Annotated in this window: 20 protein-coding genes; 5 read left to right on the top strand and 15 right to left on the bottom strand. The window is 64.8% G+C overall.

The annotated features are described in order from the left end of the window. Position 1: 1 nt before the first annotated feature. From GFY24_RS28375 to GFY24_RS28305, 15 genes are all read right to left on the bottom strand, one after another. Complete coding sequence (locus GFY24_RS28375; protein ID WP_153808177.1) at positions 2-175, bottom strand: hypothetical protein; 174 nt, start codon at positions 173-175, stop codon at positions 2-4. A 120-nt stretch (positions 176-295) separates the two neighbouring features. Continuing rightward, positions 296-898, bottom strand: a complete 603-nt coding sequence (locus GFY24_RS28370) for a hypothetical protein (RefSeq protein WP_228566725.1) — start codon at positions 896-898, stop codon at positions 296-298. A 40-nt stretch (positions 899-938) separates the two neighbouring features. Next, positions 939-1895 carry an MlaD family protein gene (locus GFY24_RS28365; protein ID WP_153808176.1) on the bottom strand — a complete coding sequence of 319 codons (957 nt, stop codon included), beginning with the start codon at positions 1893-1895 and terminating at the stop codon, positions 939-941. Beyond that, a complete protein-coding gene (locus tag GFY24_RS28360; RefSeq protein ID WP_153808175.1) occupies positions 1892-2998 on the bottom strand; it encodes an MlaD family protein in 1107 nt (368 codons plus the stop codon). The genes GFY24_RS28365 and GFY24_RS28360 overlap by 4 nt, the downstream gene beginning before the upstream one ends. Further along, a complete protein-coding gene (locus GFY24_RS28355) occupies positions 2995-4101 on the bottom strand; it encodes an MlaD family protein (protein WP_153808174.1) in 1107 nt (368 codons plus the stop codon). The genes GFY24_RS28360 and GFY24_RS28355 overlap by 4 nt, the downstream gene beginning before the upstream one ends. Further along, complete coding sequence (locus GFY24_RS28350; protein WP_153808173.1) at positions 4101-5132, bottom strand: MlaD family protein; 1032 nt, start codon at positions 5130-5132, stop codon at positions 4101-4103. The genes GFY24_RS28355 and GFY24_RS28350 overlap by 1 nt, the downstream gene beginning before the upstream one ends. Further along, entirely contained in the window at positions 5120-6124 is a 1005-nt protein-coding gene (locus tag GFY24_RS28345; RefSeq protein WP_153808172.1) for an MlaD family protein, read from the bottom strand. The genes GFY24_RS28350 and GFY24_RS28345 overlap by 13 nt, the downstream gene beginning before the upstream one ends. Next, a complete protein-coding gene (locus tag GFY24_RS28340) occupies positions 6121-7161 on the bottom strand; it encodes an MlaD family protein (RefSeq protein ID WP_153808171.1) in 1041 nt (346 codons plus the stop codon). Before GFY24_RS28340 ends, GFY24_RS28345 begins: the two co-directional genes overlap by 4 nt. Before the next feature lie 4 nt (positions 7162-7165). After that, a complete protein-coding gene (locus GFY24_RS28335) occupies positions 7166-8029 on the bottom strand; it encodes an ABC transporter permease (protein ID WP_153808170.1) in 864 nt (287 codons plus the stop codon). Then, positions 8029-8883 carry an ABC transporter permease gene (locus tag GFY24_RS28330; RefSeq protein WP_153808169.1) on the bottom strand — a complete coding sequence of 285 codons (855 nt, stop codon included), beginning with the start codon at positions 8881-8883 and terminating at the stop codon, positions 8029-8031. The genes GFY24_RS28335 and GFY24_RS28330 overlap by 1 nt, the downstream gene beginning before the upstream one ends. Before the next feature lie 200 nt (positions 8884-9083). After that, complete coding sequence (locus tag GFY24_RS28325) at positions 9084-9962, bottom strand: SDR family NAD(P)-dependent oxidoreductase (RefSeq protein WP_153808168.1); 879 nt, start codon at positions 9960-9962, stop codon at positions 9084-9086. 37 nt (positions 9963-9999) lie between these two features. Further along, positions 10000-10392, bottom strand: a complete 393-nt coding sequence (locus GFY24_RS28320) for a carboxymuconolactone decarboxylase family protein (RefSeq protein WP_153808167.1) — start codon at positions 10390-10392, stop codon at positions 10000-10002. Continuing rightward, positions 10389-11288, bottom strand: coding sequence for an NAD(P)-dependent oxidoreductase (locus tag GFY24_RS28315; RefSeq protein ID WP_153808166.1), 900 nt, complete (start codon positions 11286-11288; stop codon positions 10389-10391). The genes GFY24_RS28320 and GFY24_RS28315 overlap by 4 nt, the downstream gene beginning before the upstream one ends. Continuing rightward, positions 11285-12037 (bottom strand): SDR family oxidoreductase, encoded by a 753-nt coding sequence (locus GFY24_RS28310; protein WP_153808165.1) that lies wholly within the window; start codon positions 12035-12037, stop codon positions 11285-11287. Before GFY24_RS28310 ends, GFY24_RS28315 begins: the two co-directional genes overlap by 4 nt. A 38-nt stretch (positions 12038-12075) precedes the next feature. Further along, entirely contained in the window at positions 12076-13545 is a 1470-nt protein-coding gene (locus GFY24_RS28305) for an aldehyde dehydrogenase (RefSeq protein WP_153808205.1), read from the bottom strand. A 225-nt stretch (positions 13546-13770) separates the two neighbouring features. Here GFY24_RS28305 and GFY24_RS28300 point away from each other — a divergent pair, with 225 nt between their 5' ends. The 5 genes from GFY24_RS28300 to GFY24_RS28280 are packed head-to-tail and all read left to right on the top strand — an operon-like array spanning position 13771 to position 18274. Next, the gene (locus tag GFY24_RS28300; protein WP_153808164.1) at positions 13771-15123 is read left to right on the top strand and encodes a cytochrome P450; all 1353 of its coding nucleotides are present in this window, start codon (positions 13771-13773) and stop codon (positions 15121-15123) included. A gap of 52 nt (positions 15124-15175) precedes the next feature. Next, entirely contained in the window at positions 15176-16420 is a 1245-nt protein-coding gene (locus GFY24_RS28295; RefSeq protein WP_309231444.1) for a cytochrome P450, read from the top strand. Then, on the top strand, positions 16413-16577 hold the full coding sequence (locus GFY24_RS28290; protein WP_153808162.1) for a DUF1059 domain-containing protein: 165 nt from the start codon (positions 16413-16415) through the stop codon (positions 16575-16577). Before GFY24_RS28295 ends, GFY24_RS28290 begins: the two co-directional genes overlap by 8 nt. Positions 16578-16588: 11 nt before the next feature. Continuing rightward, positions 16589-17164 carry a TetR/AcrR family transcriptional regulator gene (locus tag GFY24_RS28285; protein ID WP_153808161.1) on the top strand — a complete coding sequence of 192 codons (576 nt, stop codon included), beginning with the start codon at positions 16589-16591 and terminating at the stop codon, positions 17162-17164. A 24-nt stretch (positions 17165-17188) separates the two neighbouring features. Next, positions 17189-18274 (top strand): S-(hydroxymethyl)mycothiol dehydrogenase, encoded by a 1086-nt coding sequence (locus tag GFY24_RS28280; protein WP_153808160.1) that lies wholly within the window; start codon positions 17189-17191, stop codon positions 18272-18274. The last annotated feature ends 278 nt before the right edge of the window (positions 18275-18552 follow it).

The raw sequence follows: 18552 nt of genomic DNA, 5'->3' as shown, positions 1-18552 counted from the left end.
ATCAACCGGTCGGCGCGGTGCGCCACCACACCCAGCGCTCCGGGGCCCGCTCGGCAACCAGATCGATCAACTCCCTCGAGCACGCGGCACGGTTGTGTCGGCGCAGGATCTGCAAGTGATCACCGATTTGGTGTGCCGCAGCGGCCTCGGCATCATCGAGCCGTGTGCCGCACACGCAATCGAATGTCGCTCTGCCGCAGCTGATTCGGTGCTGCGGGTTGTCCCATTCGAGATGACCGAACATCTCGAGGAGTTCCCGAGGCGACCCGGCACGCGCGAAGTTCGCAGCGAGGGACTACTTCGAGGGCAGAGCGTTCTGCAAGCCGCCGACGTCGGTGATCTTCCACTCGGCGTTGCGGTCGATGGTCAGGGAATAGGTAACAGTGGTTTGGGCGCCGTCGGGGGTTTGGGCGCTGGTCGAGCTGACGTTGAGGTAGGCGTTGACCTTGTAGATTCCGCCTGATTCGGAGGTTACTGTCGCCGAGAGCGGGGTTGCTTTGGATGTCCATTGCAGGGGTTGCAAGATCTGTTCGAGTTGGGGTGCGGTGGCGTCGAATTTCGCGGACAGCTGTGCGGTGGTGCCCGATTGCAGGCGGGACAGCCATGCTTTGGTGTCGCGGTAGTCGATCGTCGAGGCTCCCACCGCGTAATTCGAGGCGATCTCGGCGGCGTGGCGGTCGGCGGCTGCTGACGAATCACGTTCGGAGAGTTTGGATTCGGCCGATATGTACATCGCCGCGAAGACAGCCGTCGCGACGAGCAACGCCACCAGGGCCAACGCGGTCAGGATCGTGGACAGGCGAAGCGACACGGTGCGCTCGGCCAAACCGGGGGTGGGCTTTTCGGGATCGATGGCCGCCGTTGTCACTTCGACGTCGTTGTCTGTTTTGGTTGCCATGTGCTGTCCTAACGCGGATTCGATCATTTTGTGCGGTCGTCTATTTGACGGTGATCCGGAAATTGAGGGTGCCGTCCGGCTCGACGCCCTGGAGCGCTTGGCCGATAAGGGTGCTGAGGTCGAGCGCCGGAGTCCGGTTCACCGCGTCGGCAACCACCGGCTGGAGTACCGGGGCCAGTTGAGCGGCGGCGGGGCCGATACGTTCGATAAGCGCGGTGACATTGCGCAGGAAGGGAACCAGACCGTCGCCGGTGAAATACTCTGTGACCGGGCGGCTTTCGGCGAGTGCGGAGCCTGAGGCGACGATCTTGTTCAGGGTGGTGCCGAATGCGCCGAACTCGGGTCCGGCCGCGGCCAGAGATGGTCCCAGCCAGTCGATGTCGCCGCCGAGGGTCTGGATATTGTCGAAGAGTTGACGCACCGATTGCGTGCGGCTGAGCAGCGTGGCGGCCAGCAGCGAGGTCGAGCGCTGCAGGACCTGCATGGTGGGGTCTGTGCCGGCCAGCGCGTGGTCGAAGGTGCCGACCAGGTTGGAGATCACCTTGGGGTCGAATTGCGCGAGCAGTTCGACAAGCTTGGCCGATAGGGCGGAGATGGTCATCGGCGCCCGGATTCGGTCGGCCGGAATCAGCTGACCGTCCTCGATGAACGGTGCGGCATCGCGGATCGGGGAGAACTGCACATACGGTTCACCGAGCGCCGAGAGTTGTTCGATGCGGACGTTGCTGGCCAAGGGAATTCGGTAGCGGCTGTCGATTCGCAATCGCACCAGCACGCCCTTGGCCTGCTTGGTCACCACCTCGGTGCGCCCGACCTGAACCCCCGCCAGCAGCACCGGGGAATTCACGCCCAGGCCGCCGGAGTCGTCCAAGCGCATCTCGGCGGCGATGTAGCTGCGCCGGGGATCGAAGTGGAGCACGCCCACCGCCATATAGGCGACACCGAGTATCAGCACCACGGCGATAGCCGAAAGTGATACCACGCCACGGGTATTCATCGAACTACCCCGATCATCCGCAGCGTATCGACTATGCGACCGGTCTGCTCCTGCGGAGATATCGACGCGGCCGGTTGCGGGCCGACCGTCACCCCCACCACATTGACTTTCGGGCCTTGCGCGACGAACGGAATGATCTTGTTCTGAATGAGATCCACCACCTTGCTCATCGTGGACGGCGAATCCGCGTCGAGCGGATGCGCGCCGAACAGCATCGGCACCACCGCACGCGCAGCGGGGTCCAGCGATTGCAGGGCCGGCGCCACCCACAGCAGACTCGGCGCGACCGGACCGAGCGCCGTCAGTACGAAGATGACACCGATCTGGGCATTGATGGAGTCCACGGTGTGCTGCACGCCGTGGGGGGTCAGCAGCTCGTCGAGCATCGGCAGGTTCTGTCGCAGCCCGGCGTCTCCGGTGGCGGCGAGACCATCGAGCAGCGCGTCCACCGAGTTCAAGTGGTCACCGAGGTCGGTGATATCGAGCCCCAATTTCGCTGCGATACGGGCGGTTTCGTTCGGATCCGGCGGCAGGATCCCGTTCATCTGGGTGACTATGCGCTGGAAGTCGCTCACCGCACCGCTGCCCACGAAGCTGGACAGCCCCGCGAAAATATCCTCGATGGGCGGCGACTCGACCGTCTGGACGAGTGGAATCGTCGCACCCGGCGACATCGTGGAGTCGGGCGCGTCGACGGGCACGCTCAGCGCGATATGCACATCACCCAGCGGTGTCTCCTGTCGCAGTGCGGCCGTCGTGCCCACCGGCAAGCGCACCGACGAGCGAATGGCCACATCGGCCACCACATACCCCCGTCGGCCCGCCGCGGTCGAGGCGGTCGGCACCGGATCGACCAGTCGCAGACCCGCCAACTGGCCCACCCGCACACCGTCGGCGAGCACTTTGGCCCCCGGCGGGAGGTTGAGCACATTGGCGAACTGGATGTGCAGGTCGTAGGTTGGCCCGTCGACGCCGGAGCCGGGCACCGTGATCTCCGAAGGCCGGAAACCACATCCTGTCCCGGTCAGGGCGACCAGTACCACCACCGCGATGCCCAGACACCTGCCCAGCGTTGTGCGGTGCTTCCTCGTCCGAAGTCTCATCGCGCACTCACCGCCGCCAGCAGCGCGGGCAGTACGGGCACCGTGACGGCTCCGTTCGCCGAGGTTCGGCATTCCTGCCCGGTGAGCGCCTGTACGGCAGCGCAGACCTGAGCCGTATCCGGTTGTGTCAGAGCTACTTTCGGCGAGGCGTAGGTGATGTTCAGCTTCCCGGTGGCCGGGTCGATCGCGCTCGCGAATCCCGCCGCGATGGCCGGCGCCAGACCGATGATCTGCGCCACCGAACCGACCCCGGACGCCAGCAGCTGCGGCAGATTCGACACCGAATTCAGCGCGCGCAGCGCCGGCGAGCCGAACATCACTATCACGTCGTTGAGCTCGGGCAGCACCTTGCTCAGCGCGCTCACCAAATCGATGATCGGCGGAAAGGCGATGCGATTGATATCGCTGAAGGCTTGTGGCAGACCGGTCACCGTCTCGCGCACTTGCGACCAGCCCCCACGAGCCCGCTGACTCAATTCCATCGCCGCGTCCAGCAGCGCGCCGATATGGCCGATGGCGGCATCGGGCGCGGCCAGCGCCGTGCCGAGCTGCTGAATGATCGCATTCAGCTGGTCCCCCGAACCGGAGGTGGCGTTGTTCAGGGCGGCGAGCCCGGACCCCATCGAGTCGCGTTGCGCGGGATCATCGACGGAGTTGAGTTGGTCGGAGAGTTGGCCCAAGGCATCGAACGTCTCCGAAAGGCTTTTGGGCGTCACGGATTTGGTGATGCAATCGCTCGGATTCCAGCCCGCGCTCCCCGACGGCTCGGGACCGATCAGCGCCAGCTTCCGATCCGCGACCAGGGTGTCGCTGACGGTGACGGCCCCGACATCGCGGGGCAGCACGCGATCGGCACGCACGGTGAACCACACCCGAGATACGGTGCCGTGCAATCGAATATCGGTCACCTCGCCGACCGGTATGCCCAGCACGGTGACTGAGCTGCCCTGGTAGAGCCCGATGCTGTCGGGCATATCGGCGCAGTAGGTCTTGGTCGCCGGTGCGGGCTTGCCGACCGTCAGCGCGATCGCGCCGGCGAGCACCAGGACGATGATCACCGCCACCGACATCACGGCTCGCGAGCCGAGGATTCCTCGCAACATCAACATCCTCCCCCGGGCACGGGTACACACACGGTCGGCAGGCTGAGGGTCGTCGCGGAGTGGTCGACGGTGATCCCGCCGTTCGCGGGGAGGAGCGGCGACAATTTCTGCTCCAGGGCGCGCAATGATTGCAGGAGTTCGCCGAGCCGGTCCCCCAGTTGCTGCAAGGTCGGTATCGCGTCGGCGAGCGGCTGCGCGCGCTGCTTCAAATTCCGGTCCCAAGCCTGACCCAGGGGCGCGACGTCCCCCAGCACCACCGCCAGATCGTTGAGTGCCTGTGCGACTTGGGTTTTGTTGTTCCGGATGATGTTCTCCATGGTGCCGAGGTTGATCACCAGCTTCGCCAGCACAGCGGAGTTCTCCCGCATGGCCGTCAGGTACTCATCGGCGAAGGACAGCGTGCGCGAGATGTCGGCGTTCTGCCGGTCCAGCATGCCGACCAGGTCCGCGGCCGCGCCCACCGTCGCGCGAATCGACTCCGGGCTCTTGTCCAGCGACGCGGACAGTACGGCCAGGTTCCGCCGCAGCACCGTCCCGTCGATCTCCCGCACCGGCTGCACCGCGTCCTGGAACGCCTGGGTGAGGTTGTAGGGGATCATTACCCGTTCCATCGGAATTACCGCTCTACCAAGAGGTTTGGCGCCTACCGGCTCGGCCGCGAGATAGTAGCCGCCGACGACGGTGAGCATCCGGATATGGAGTACGGTCTGATCGCCGAGGAAGACGCCGTCCTTCGCGGTGAACTCCATGCGCACCCGGTCAGAGAGCAGCGTCAGCGATTTCACCTTCCCCACTGGGATTCCGGCGACGCGCACATCGTCGCCCTCCCGGATCGTGCCGGCCTGCGACAATTCCGCGCGATAGGTCTTTTCGGGGGTCGTCCCGGTCAAGTAGACGACTCCGATGGCCGCGACCAGGACGAGCACCGCGCACAATCCTCCAATGCCCCAGCGCAGATCGCTGTGCCGGAGGGCCGCGTCGGACCGTCCCCGCGAAACAGGTAGCCGCGCAAGGCGTTTCACGAGTTGCATAGGACGATCCTCTGTCCGGCGATCAGGATGCCGATGGGGTCGGGGGCCGATGCCGCGCCGTGCGAGCAGGTCGGCGGCGCATCCGGACCGGTTCCGGGCAGCGCGGCGGCGATCGACTGGATCAGCCCGGGCATCCGCTCGAAGACCGCGACCGCGTCGTAGGGGTCGGGAAAAGCCTGCTTGAGCAGTGCGTCGAAATCGCGGTCCTGCTGACCGGTGAGCCCGAAGGTGGTCAGCAGACTTCGCAACGGCTGCAACACCGGCGGGATCTGATTGGAGAAGTCGACCAGTCCGGGCAACTTGTCGGTGATGACAACGAACAGATCGGTAAGGGAGCCAAGGAGTTTCATCGCGTCCCCCGAAGCGCCGCCGATGTGATCGGAGACCTGGGCGATGTTGGTGACCAGGGTCGAGAGCACCGCCTGGCGGTCCGAGGCATAACGACTCAGCTTCTCGATCGCGCCTAGCGCGGGACCCAAACCGGTGCCATCACCCTCGACGAGGGCGAGCAGACTCGTGGTGAACTGGTTCAGATCGGCGGGTGAGAGTTCGCGCAACACCGGTTGCAGGCCGTTGAACAGCGCCGTGATGTCGAAGGCCGACACCGTCTGGTCGACACCGAAAGCCGTTCCCGCACGACGTTTTTCGCCGGGTTGATCCGGCTGCACGATTTCCAGATATCGGAAGCCGGTGAGATTCTGGTAGCGGACCGCGATCTTGGTGTTGGCGAACAACGGACGATCGGACGCAACGGTGAATCGCACTCGCGCGAGTGCGCCGTCCAGATCAACGCCCTGCACCTTGCCGACCTGAACGCCGTAGAGCCGCACGTCATCGCCCGGCCGCAGACCGTTCGCATCGGTGAACATGCCGGTGTAGCCGTCGGTGTGGCCGCTCACCGGCCGTTCGATGAGTTCGAAGACCCCGGCCAGCACGACCAGCATCGTCAGGGCCGCGAGTGCCACCCGAACCAGCAGGGAACGAGTCTTCATCGGCCGCCTCCACCGACCAGCGCAGCCAGCGGCGTCGCCAGACCGGGTACGAGATCGAGTTCGGCGCGCGCGGTGAGCACCGGTCCGTTCGGAGAGTCATGGAAGGCGAGGCCGAGCCGATCCACCAGCTCACTCAGCTGGGCAGCGGAGCCTTGCGGATCGCTGACCGAGCCGGTGATCCGGTCGAGCATCATCGTCATAATGGGAAGCAGCCCAGAGAAATACGGCTGTGCGGTGCCGAACAGCTGGGTGACCACCGGCAGCAGTCCGTTCTGGATGTTGGACCACAAATAGCCGAACTTGGCGATATGTTCCTCGTCCCGCAGATAGGAATTGTTGTAGCTGGCATCGAGCACGGTCAGGCCACCGGCGAGCATGGGCGGGGTCCCGGACAGGGCCGCGCCGTAGCGACCGAACAGCACCGAAGGCGGCATCTGCGCGGTCTCGGTGTACGACCGCACCGTCGTGCCGATCGCCTGCAGGAGCGGAGTGAACGCGCCCAGGTCCCGGGAGAAGGTATGTAGCAACCCGGTGAGCTGTGGGGTCAGCACCTGTTGGGTGAGATCGCCGGTGGAGTTCAGCAGTGCGGACAGGGTCGCGTCGCGAACACGATCGCGACCGGTGAGGTCCACCTTCGAGCCATCGGCCAGCAGCACGCCACCGGTATCCGGATGCAGTTCGAGCGCACTGATACCGAAGAGATTCCCCGGCACGTAGGCGACGGACAACGCGTTGGTCAACCCGAAGAGCTGGGAGCGGAACAGGCTCAGCGCCACCTGTTTACGGCCCTGTCCGGCGAAGTCGATGGCGTTGACCGAGCCGACCCGAACACCGTCGAGTCGGACATCTGTTCCTGGTCCGATCCCCTCACCGACGTAGCCGACGATCAGAACCACATCGATTTCGTCCGCCGACGTGGAATCGGGCGTCAACTGCCAGGCGGCCACGCCGAACAGCATGAGCACGACCGTGACCACACCCAATACTCGCGCTTTGCGCGGTCCGACTTCCGAACCCGGCAGTGCATATACGGGCATATCCTCACCCCGTGAACGCGATGGGAGATTGAAATCCCCACAGCAGAATTGTCGCGACCATATCAAGCGCGATGATTGCCACCAGGCTGGCGCGAATAGCGCGGCCCGATCCGATTCCGACGCCCTCAGGGCCACCCGTCGCGAAGAATCCCTGATAGCAGTGGATCAGTACGACGGCTATGGCGAACACCACCACCTTGATGATCGCGGCGAAGATATCCCACGGCACGATGAATTGATCGAAATAATGGTTGTAGGTACCCGAAGGGGTGCCATGCACAACGGTCACGATTACCTCGCAGGAAAAGTAGCTGAGAATCAGTGCGACCACGAAAGCCGGTGCCACCGAGATAATTCCGCCGATCACGCGAGTGGTCACGACGAACGGCACGGATCGGATTCCGAGCGATTCGAGGGCATCGATCTCCTCCGATATGCGCATAGATCCGATCTCCGCGGTCATCCGGCACCCGGCCTGCGCTGCGAAGCCGACCCCCGCCGCGATCGGCGCCATCTCCCGGGTCACGCCGAAGGCCGAGATGAGTCCACTGAGCTGCCCCAGTGACAGCAGGTTCAGCGCGCTGAAGGCCTCGATGCCGATCGAGGCCCCCATGGCCGCGCCCATCAGCATCATCAGCGGCACCACGCCACCGCCGATGATCACCGAACCACGGCCCCAGGTCATATCCGTTATGACGGTGATGGTTTGGCGGCGGTAGTGCACCAGGGTGTACGGCACCGAGGAGATCACCTGCCAGCAGAACCCGATCACGAATCCGATGGAGTCCACCGGCCGCATCGGATGTACGTGCCGCGGTAGCCGATTCACCCAGCGCAGACCGGCGGGACGGTACGGTGTGGCCGCCATCAGGCGATCCTGACCGGCAGGAACATGGTCACCACCTGCGTAATCGCGGTATTGAGCACCACCACCGCGGCCACCGACATCACCACCGCCGCATTGACACCGTCGGCGACACCGCGCGGACCGCCCTTGGCCTCCAGCCCACGCTGACAGGCGATGACCACAACCAGGAAGCCGAACAGCGTCGCCTTGATCAGCGAGACCCACACGTCGATCGGGGTCGTGAAGGAACCGAAGGACTCCCAGTAACTGCCCGGAGTGACATTCAAGACCGTCACCGAGACCGCGAAGCCCGCGGTGACACCGACGAAGATGATCAGAATATTGAGCAGCGGGGCGATCAGCATCATCGCGGCGATGCGCGGCACCACCAGGCGCTGGATCGGATCCACGCCCATCACCCGCATGGCGTCGACCTCCTCGCGGACGGTGCGCGCACCGAGGTCGGCGGCGATCGCGGCCGCTCCGGCGCCACCGAGCAGCATGGCCGTCGCCATGGGCGCGCCCTGTTTGATGACGCCGAGCCCGCCCGCCGCGCCGATCATCGAATCGGCCCCGAGCTGGGAGACGATATTGCCGACTTGTGCGGAGACGATGACACCGAATGGAATGGCCATCAGGATGCTGGGTATCGCGGTGACCCGAATCAGAAACCATGCCTGGGCGAGGGTTTCGTGCACCTGAAACCGCAGCCGGAATGCGTCCACCGCTCCAATTCGAGTCGCACTCGCTCCGATTCGCAGTGCACGGCCGAAAGTCGCCACGCTGGAAAGTACTGTTTCGGTGAAATTCCGGCGCAACACCTCCGCCGCTTTCGCCTGTTCCGTTGGTGGATCGAACAATTCCGTGCTGGACATCGAACTCCCTGCCGAACCGGGGCGCCGCTATTGATTCGGGAAAGAGTTCCACTCGGTCCCACCGGCTCCCCATGCCTTGGCGAGACGCTACCATATGACCTGGACCACATACCAGACATCAGTCCAGAATTTCGAACAGATTGATGTCAGGCATGTGTCCATAGGAGTCGGTACCCATCGGCCGACTGCTTCCGGTGCGCTCAGCGGCCGTCGAGCATGGTTGCGAGGGCGGTGACCGACCATGGTTCGGCCTGTAGATGATCGCGATATCCGAGCACCTCGGGTGCCGGGCGGGGGAATCGGCCGACAAAACCACCCGCCGCGATGAAGACCTCCCCGGTGATCGACGCCGAGATATCGGCGGCGAGATATAGGTACAGCGCGGCCGCGTACTCCGGCGGCGGAGCGTCGAGGGATCCACGCATGGTCACTTCATCGAGCAGGCCGCGCTCGTGCAGCCGCTGAATGTGCGCTTCATAGTCCGGCCCGGTCGACAAGCGGGTCTTGGCACCGGGGCAGACCGTGTTCACACGCACCCTGTGCTCCTTCAGCTCGGCTGCCATGGCCAGACTCAGGCTGGTCACAGCACCTTTTCCCGCCGGGTATCCGGTTCCGCCGTAGTCGCCAAGGTAGGCGAAGGATCCGGTATTGATGATCGACCCGCCCTTCCCTGCCGCCATCAGCGGCGCGGCTACGCGACAGGTGTTGAATACGGTCGTCAGGTGCGAATCCAACAGCGCCTGCCATTCGGCCGGGCTCACTTCGAGGATCGAGGACCGAGGCGGCTCGGCGATCCCGGCGCAGTTGACGAGAATATCGATCCCGCCGAAGGCATCGACGCACGCCGAGACCAATCCCTGGGCGGTGTCCATATCGGCCGCCGATCCGGCGAAACCGACCGCTTCACCACCCAGCTCCCGGATGCGCTCGACCGTGCGCGCGACCGCCTGCCCACTACGGGAATTGACCACGACACCGGCGCCGTGGCGGCTCAGCAATTCGGCCACCGCCGCACCGATGCCACTGCCACCTCCGACAACCACCGCCGCCCGACCGCTGAGGAGTTGCTTTTCGATCATGTGGCTCCTTCGAAGTGGCGCAACATCTTTCGGCCGATCAGGATCGAGATTGCGCTTTCTGCTGAGCAAGCACCGTGCCCACCACGCCGTCCAAGCGGGTGCCGGCAGGCCATCCCACGTAGTGGCACAGGAACAGCGCGATCTCCCGCAACTGTTCGGGAGCGAGTTCCTCGTTGCGCAGCGCGGCCCCGACCTGGATCTCGGCGGTATCGAACAGCCCTTGGGCAGTCAGGGCGCCGAGCAATAGGAGGCGACGATCGCGCACGGTGAGCCCCGGCCGGGACCAGATGTCGGCGAAGAGATGATCGGCAGTCACCGCGAAATGGTCGCCGGGTCCGTCACGGAATTCCCAACCGTAGACCTCGCTCATTTTCGCCAGGCCGCGCGTGCGGGTTTCGGCGGGAGAATCGGTGTGTGCGGGGATGGTCATGATGCCCTGTCCTCTTGATCGACGGCGGGTACGACGCCGAGCCCGCGGCCGAGGCCGTCCAGCCCGAGCGACGCCAGTGGAAGGGGGACGCCCAGGCGGTCGCCGAGCTCGACAGCCAGCGTCAGATCCTTCTCCCCGAGAGTGCGGACGTGGCTGAAGATGGAGAACCAGAAGTCCTCGGGATCTATCGCGGCCGTGTTGTCCCGCAACATGATCGCGCCGGGACCACCGGTCACCGCGTCGGAGTGGCGGACGACCTTGCCCAGTGCGGCGATATCGAGCCCGGCCGCCTCGGCCAGGCGTTGGGCTTCGGTTGCGGCCGTGAAGGATACGAAATGCAGCAGGTTGCGGGCGAGCTTCATGCGGGTGCCCGCACCCACCGGACCGGCGTGCACGATCAGATTGGCGAAGCTGCTGAACGGCTGCCGAATCCGGTCCACCGCGTCGGCGGTGCCGCCGACCATCACCGCCAGGGTTCCGGCTTTCGCCGCGCCTGCCCCACCGCTGACCGGCGCGTCGACGAACTCGACCGCCTGCTCGGCACAGACCACGGCGAGCTGCTCGGCGGTCCGATCACTGATGGTGGAGTGCACGGCGATCACGGTCCCCGGGCGGGCCGTGCGAAGGATTCCTCGCCGACCGATCACGACCTCACGGACCTGGGCATCGTCGACCACGGTCACACCGATCACATCGGCCTTGGCACCCAGCTCCGCGGCATCGCCCACACCTGTGGCTCCGGCCTCGACGAACGGCAGGATGGCCTCCGGTCGCACATCGCAGACCGTCAGTCCACCAGGCCATTCCAGCAGTCGCCGGGCCATCGGCTTACCCATATTGCCCAGACCGATGAACCCGACGGCGAGTCGATCGGCGGCATGCTCGGCGGTGCTCATGACCGGATGATCTGTCCGCCATCGACATTGAGGATCTGGCCGGTGACCCAGGCCGCCTCGTCGGAGAGCAGATACAGGCAGGCGCCGACCAGATCGTCGGGGGTGCCCATGCGCTTGATCGGGATGCGGGACACCATCTCCTTGACCAGATTGCCAGGGGTCACGGTCTGCGTGGCCTCGGTATCGATCGGGCCGGGCGCGACAGCATTGACGCGGATCTTGCAGCCACCCAGCTCATTCGCCAATTGCTGTGTGAGACCGTTGATTCCAACCTTGGCGAGGCCATAGAAGCCGGAGTACAGCCAGGCAGCGGTGGAGGACTGGTTGACGATGGAGCCGCCGCCGTTGGCGTTCATGTTCTCCCAGACGGCGCGGGTCATGTTCAACGCCCCGTCGAGGTTTACGCCCATGAACTTCTTGTAGTAATCCCAGGGCACCGTGACCAGTAGGTCGAGTTTCATATCGCCGTAGATGGCGGCGTTGTTCACGAGATGGTTGATCGCCCCGAACTCGGCGATGGTGAATTCGGCCAGTGTCTTGGCGGACTCGGGATCGGCGACATCGACGCGGTGATAGACGGCGGTGCCGCCGTCGGCGACGATCTCCTTGGCGACCTGCTCCCCGCGCTCAGCGTTGAGGTCGGCCACGACCACCTTCGCACCCTCTGCCGCAAGAGCTTTGGCGTAGACGGCGCCGATGCCCTGCGCGGCGCCGGTGACGATCGCGGATCGTCCGATGAAACGTGCCATGGTTGCACTCCTAGTCATGGGTGTAGGTGTTCGAAAGATCAAGCGGGCGTGGCGATCAGCTTGGTTTCGAGGTACTCCTCGAAACCGGCGACACCCATTTCGCGCCCGATGCCGGACTGTTTGTAACCACCGAACGGCGCGTCGGCGTGATACCAGAGACCACCGTTCACACTCAGGGTGCCGGTGCGAATACCGTTGACCACACGGTCGATTCGCTCGGGGTCGGTACCCCAGACCGAGCCTGACAACCCGTACGGAGAGTCATTGGCAAGCCGAATGGCGTCGGCGTCACCGTCGTGCGGGATGACCACCAGCACCGGGCCGAAGATCTCCTCCCGCGCGACGGTGGCGTTGTTGTCGAGATCGGCGATGACGGTGGGTTCAATGAAGAAACCGCGCGACCGATCCTCGGGACGGCCACCGCCGGTCACGATCCGCCCACCCTCGGCGCGGGCGATTTCGAGATAGCGTTCGACGCGGTCGCGCTGGGCGGCGGAAATCAGTGGGCCGCAAATGGTTCCGGGATTGTTCGGATCGCCGGGCCGCATTCCGGCCATGGTCTTGGCGGCGGCCGCGACGGCATCGGCGTATGCCGCACGCGGTACCAGCAACCGGGTGGTGAGCGCACAGCCCTGCCCGGCGTGCACTGCCACGGAGAACGCGGTGTAGCTCACCGCGGTCGCGATATCGGCGTCATCGAGGACGACGGCGGCGGATTTGCCGCCCAGTTCCAGAAAGGTGCGCTTGAGGTTCACCGCGCCGCCGGTCATCACCGCGCGGCCCGTGCGGGTGGAGCCGGTGAACGAAATCATGTCCACGCGTGGGTCTTCCACCAATTGCGCACCGATGCCGTGACTGTCGGAGGTCACGATATTCACCACTCCGGCGGGGATGTCGGTGTGTTCGGCGATGAGCGCGCCCAGCACCGCCGCGCACCACGGGGTATCGGGTGCGGGCTTGAGCACCACCGTGTTGCCTGCGGCCAGCGCCGGGCCGAGCTTGGCGAGATTGATCTGATGCGGGAAGTTCCACGGCGTGATCGCGCCGACGACACCGACCGCTTCGCGCCGGATCTGCCGTCGACTGTTGATACCCATCTGCTCGGCGGTCCCGAGATCGGTTGCCCAGCTGTAGTTCTCGCTCAGATCGGCAGCGAAGGACAGGTCGCCGACCGGCCCCTCCAGTTGCGGGCCGCTGGTGAGCATGACCGGCGCACCGGCCTCGGCGATGGTGATCGTGCGCAATTCTTCGATATGCGCACGCAGTGCGTCACGCAGCTGGCGAACACAATGGGCGCGGAAGGCGTGATCGCGAGACCAGTCGGTGCTATCGAAGGCGGTGCGCGCTGCCGCGATCGCGGCGTCCATATCGGCGGCGGAGGCATTGGCCGCGTGGCCGAGTATCTCCTCGGTGGCGGGATCGACCGTCGCGAAGACACCCGACCCACCGGGGAGCAGTTTGCCCCCGATCAGCAGTGGGGTGCCTTCGGCAGGGACCAGGTCATTCATCATACGACTCCCGAAACATGTCTGGACAGCTGTTCGGAATATAGTTCGGAAGGCTGATCGGGCGCAAGCGTCAATTGCGGTGCACGCCAGCGGGAATCCGCGCGGCGAAGCACTCGGCGACGGCACCATCGCCGACACCGAGGCTTGTCGCGGACTATTTCTCGTAGTACCGTCCGGACACATGTCCATCATCTGTCCGGACAGAGATCCCGGGAAGGATTTCCAATGACATTGGTCAAGCCGCAGCGTGTTTCCGGAGGCGGGGGCGAGCACGGGCACCTGGAGGAGTTCCGTACCGATCCCATCGCGTTGATGCGCCGCGTCCGCGCCGAATGCGGCGATGTCGGCTCCTTCGAACTCGCCGGCCGCGATGTCATCCTGCTGTCCGGGGCCGAGGCCAACGAGTTCTTCTTCCGCGCCGGCGATGACGAACTCGACCAGGGCGCGGCCTACCCGTTCATGAAGCCGATCTTCGGCGACGGCGTCGTCTTCGACGCTCCGCCCGAACGCCGCAAGGAGATGTTGCACAACCAGGCGCTGCGAGCCGAGCATATGCGCGGGCACGCCGGCACCATCGCCACCGAAGTCGAGCAGATGCTCGCGCGCTGGGGTGACGAGGGCGAGATCGATCTGCTCGAATTCTTCGCCGAACTGACCATCTACACCTCCTCGTCCTGCCTGATCGGGGTGAAATTCCGCAATCAGCTCGACGAGCGTTTCGCTCATCTGTATCACGAGCTCGAGCAGGGCACCGACGCGCTCGCCTACGTCGACCCCTACGCACCGATCGACAGTTTCCGCCGGCGCGACGAGGCGCGTGTGCAGTTGGTCGAACTGGTGCAGGGGATCATGGATCAGCGCGAAGCCAATCCGCCTGTGGGCAAACAGGATCGGGATATGCTCGACGTACTGATCTCGGTGAAGGACGAGCAGGGGGTGTCCAGGTTCTCGGCCAGTGAGATCACCGGCATCTTCATCTCGATGATGTTCGCCGGGCACCACACCACTTCGGGCACCGCGGCGTGGACGATTATCGAATTGCTGCGGCACCCTGAACTGCTGACCGAGGTGGTCACTGAACTCGACGAGCTGTTCGCGGACGGCTCCGAGGTGAGTCACAATGCGCTGCGCCAAATTCCGACGCTGGAGGCCACGCTCAAGGAGACACTGCGCCTGCACCCGCCGCTGATCATTCTCATGCGCATCGCCCGCGACGAATTCGAGGTGTGCGGACACCGGATCGCGCCCGGCGACATGGTCGCCGCGACTCCCGCGGTGTCCAACCGGATTCCGGAGGATTTCCCCGAACCCGACGCCTTCGAACCCGGCCGCTACCTCGATCCACGGCAGGAGGATCTGATCAACCGATGGACGTGGATTCCGTTCGGCGCTGGCCGGCACCGCTGTGTCGGAGCGGCTTTCGCACTCATGCAGTTGAAGGCCATCTTCTCGATCCTGCTGCGGGACTGGGAATTCGAGTTGGCGCAGCCGTCGGACAGTTACCACAACGACCACTCCAAGATGGTGGTGCAGCTCGCTCAGCCCTGCCGCGTCCGCTACCGCCGCCGTCAGCGGTGACTCCGACCGGAGTCCCTGGTCCACAACGTTGTTGACCCAACAGGAGGAAGCTGTGCCAGCTCCAACCCTTCCCACCGGATTCGATTTCACCGATCCGACCCTGTGGGAAACCCGCAATCCCACAACGGAATTCGCGGAACTGCGCCGTACCGCACCGGTGTGGTGGAACGCGCAATCGGATGAGACCTCCGGCGGCTTCTGCGACGGCGGCTACTGGGCGATCACCAAACACGAGGACATCAAAGAGATCTCGCGCAAGCCGGACCTGTTTTCCTCGCAACGCAAAGGTTCGATCATCCGTCTGCCCGGCGAGGTCACCATGGAGCAAATCGAACTGACCGGTGCGCTGTTGGTGAATATGGATCCACCCAAGCACACCAAGATCCGGCGCATCATCTCCAAGGGTTTCAGTCCACGCGCGGTCGAGGGACTGCGTGCGGCGCTGGCCGAGCGGGCCGAGCGGATCGTGCACGCGGCCAAGCGAGACGGTGGCGGTGACTTCGTCGAGCAGGTCGCGTCGGAGTTGCCGCTCCAGGCCATTGCCGAATTACTCGGTGTGCCGCAACAGGATCGGGGCAAACTGTTCCGCTGGTCCAATGCGATGCTCAACTACGATGATCCCGAATTCGGCGACACCAGCACCACCGACTCCTCCACCGCCGCCTCGGTCGAAATCCTCGGCTACGCCTGGAATATGGCCGAGGAACGGCGCGCCGCGCCCGGCCACGATATCGTCACCCAGCTCGTCAACGCCGACCTGGACGGCGAGGCGCTGGGTTCCGACGAATTCGGATTCTTCGTCATCCTGCTCGCCGTCGCCGGCAACGAGACCACCCGCAATGCGATCACACACGGAATGAAAGCCTTCATCGACCACCCGGATCAATGGGAGCTGTACAAAGAGCAGCGGTCACGAACCGCACCGGACGAGATCGTCCGCTGGGCCACCCCGGTGGCCGCCTTCCAGCGCACCGCCACCGCGGACACCGAACTCGGCGGACAACTCATCCGCGCGGGCCAGCGCGTCGGATTGTTCTACAGCTCAGCCAATTTCGACGAGGACGCCTTCACCGATCCGTTCACCTTCGACATCCAGCGCGATCCCAATCCGCACCTGGCTTTCGGCGGCACCGGCGCGCACTTCTGCGTCGGCGCGAATCTGGCGCGCCTGGAAATCGACCTCATGTTCAACGCGATCGCCGACGCCATGCCCAACCTGACCCAGATCGCCGAACCCGAACGGCTGCGCAATGGTTGGATCAACGGCATCAAGCACTGGCAGGTGCGTTATGCCTAGGGAGAAGGTAGGCAAGACCCGCCTCAACTGCCCGTGCGGTGAATACATTCGCGGCTTCGACGAAGCCGACCTCATCGCCAAGACACAAGCGCACCTGGCCGAGAACCATCCCGGGCACGACTACTCCCCCGACGAGATCCTCTTCATCGCGTACTGAAAGCAGGATCCATGTCCGAACCCACCCCTGCCGGAGTCGAAGCCACCCGTCGCCGTCTGACCGAGAAGCAAGCCGATACCGTCGACCGCCTGACTGCTTCGGCGGTTGCGGTGCTGTCGCGGGAAGGCTACTCCGGCACGACAATTCGACTCGTGGCCGCCACGGCAGGAGTGGGCACGGCCACCGCATACACCTACTTCTCGTCCAAGGAACATCTGATCTCCGAGGTCTTCTGGCGACGGCTCACCGCCTCTGCTCCGGTGCGGATCGACGGGGCGGGTCCGACCGACCGGGTCGTCGTGGTGCTCCGGCAGATCGCGCTGCTGGTGGCGGACGAGCCCGCCCTGGCCGGCGCGATCAGCAATGCCCTGCTCGGCGACGATCCCGATGTGAAGCATCTGCGCGTTCGGATCGGATCGGAGATCCGCCGCCGTCTCGCTGAGGCGCTGGGCTCCAATGACCGCGAACGCCTCGACATGCTCGAGTTGCTGTACTACGGCGCCATGCTGCGCAGCGGCATGGGCTATCTGTCCTATGCCGAAGGCGCCGATCTCCTGGAGATGTGCGTAAAGCGAATGTTGGCCTGACCTTTCGAAGAAATGAGCACAAGAATGCCCCAACACGTGCAGGGCGTGATCGCCCGGGCGAAGGGTGCACCGGTAGAGGTGACCACCATCGTGATTCCCGACCCCGGACCGGGTGAAGTGGTCGTCGACATCGCCGCATGCGGCGTGTGCCATACCGACCTCACTTACCGGGAAGGCGGAATCAACGATGACTTCCCGTTCCTACTCGGCCACGAAGCGGCAGGGATCGTCGAAAGTATCGGCGCCGGAGTGGATTCCGTCGCACCAGGCGATTTCGTGATCCTGAACTGGCGTGCGGTCTGCGGCAACTGCCGAGCCTGCAAACGGGGCCGGCCGCAACACTGTTTCGACACCTTCAACGCGACACAGAAGATGACACTCGAGGACGGCACCGAACTGACATCGGCCTTGGGCATCGGCGCCTTCGCCGATAAGACACTCGTGCACGCCGGTCAGTGCACCAAAGTCGACCCCGCGGTCGACCCGGCCGTCGCCGGACTGCTCGGCTGCGGAGTGATGGCCGGGCTGGGTGCGGCGATCAACACCGGAAACATCGGCCGCGACGACTCCGTGGCGGTCATCGGCTGCGGTGGTGTCGGCGACGCGGCGATCGCCGGCGCTCGCCTGGTCGGAGCGCACACCATCATCGCCATCGATCGCGATGAGCGGAAACTGGGCTGGGCCCGCGAACTGGGCGCGACCCACACCGTCGACGCGACCACCACCGATCCTGTTGCACGCGTTCAGGAAATCACGGGCGGGTTCGGCGCCGACGTCGTCATCGACGCCGTCGGCCGACCCGAAACCTGGAAGCAGGCGTTCTACGCCCGAGATCTCGCCGGCACCGTGGTACTGGTCGGCGTGCCCACCCCCGATATGACCTTGGAGATGCCGCTGATCGACTTCTTCTCCCGCGGCGGAGCTCTCAAATCGTCCTGGTACGGCGACTGCCTGCCCGAACGCGATTTCCCCACCCTCATCAACCTGCACCTGCAGGGACGGCTACCACTGGAGAAGTTCGTCACCGAGCGAATCGGCCTCGCCGACGTCGAAAAGGCTTTCCACACCATGCATTCCGGCGAAGTGCTGCGTTCAGTGGTGCTGCTCTGAGTGCACAACGTTCCACCAGCACACATCTGGCGGCCATGCACGCGCCGACTGCCCTGCACGCAAACAAACTCCTGCGACGCCTACTGTCCTGAGGTCCCGCCACGCACGTACGGCGTGGGCGTCCCGGGCTTCATTGCCGTTCCCCTGATGGTTGCGAGGCTCGGGCCTGCGGGAATCGACTCCAACTGCCGCGCAGCCCAGCAGGCAAGCCGCAACCCCGGGCGGAGCAAGGTCGAACCGGACCGCATGAACCACGTTGCCAGCGGCGAGATTCGCGG

The organism is Nocardia sp. SYP-A9097, assembly GCF_009649815.1.
GTDB lineage: Bacteria > Actinomycetota > Actinomycetes > Mycobacteriales > Mycobacteriaceae > Nocardia.
Note: the sequence above shows the minus strand (reverse complement) of the source record. Positions and strands in the feature narration are given on the sequence as shown.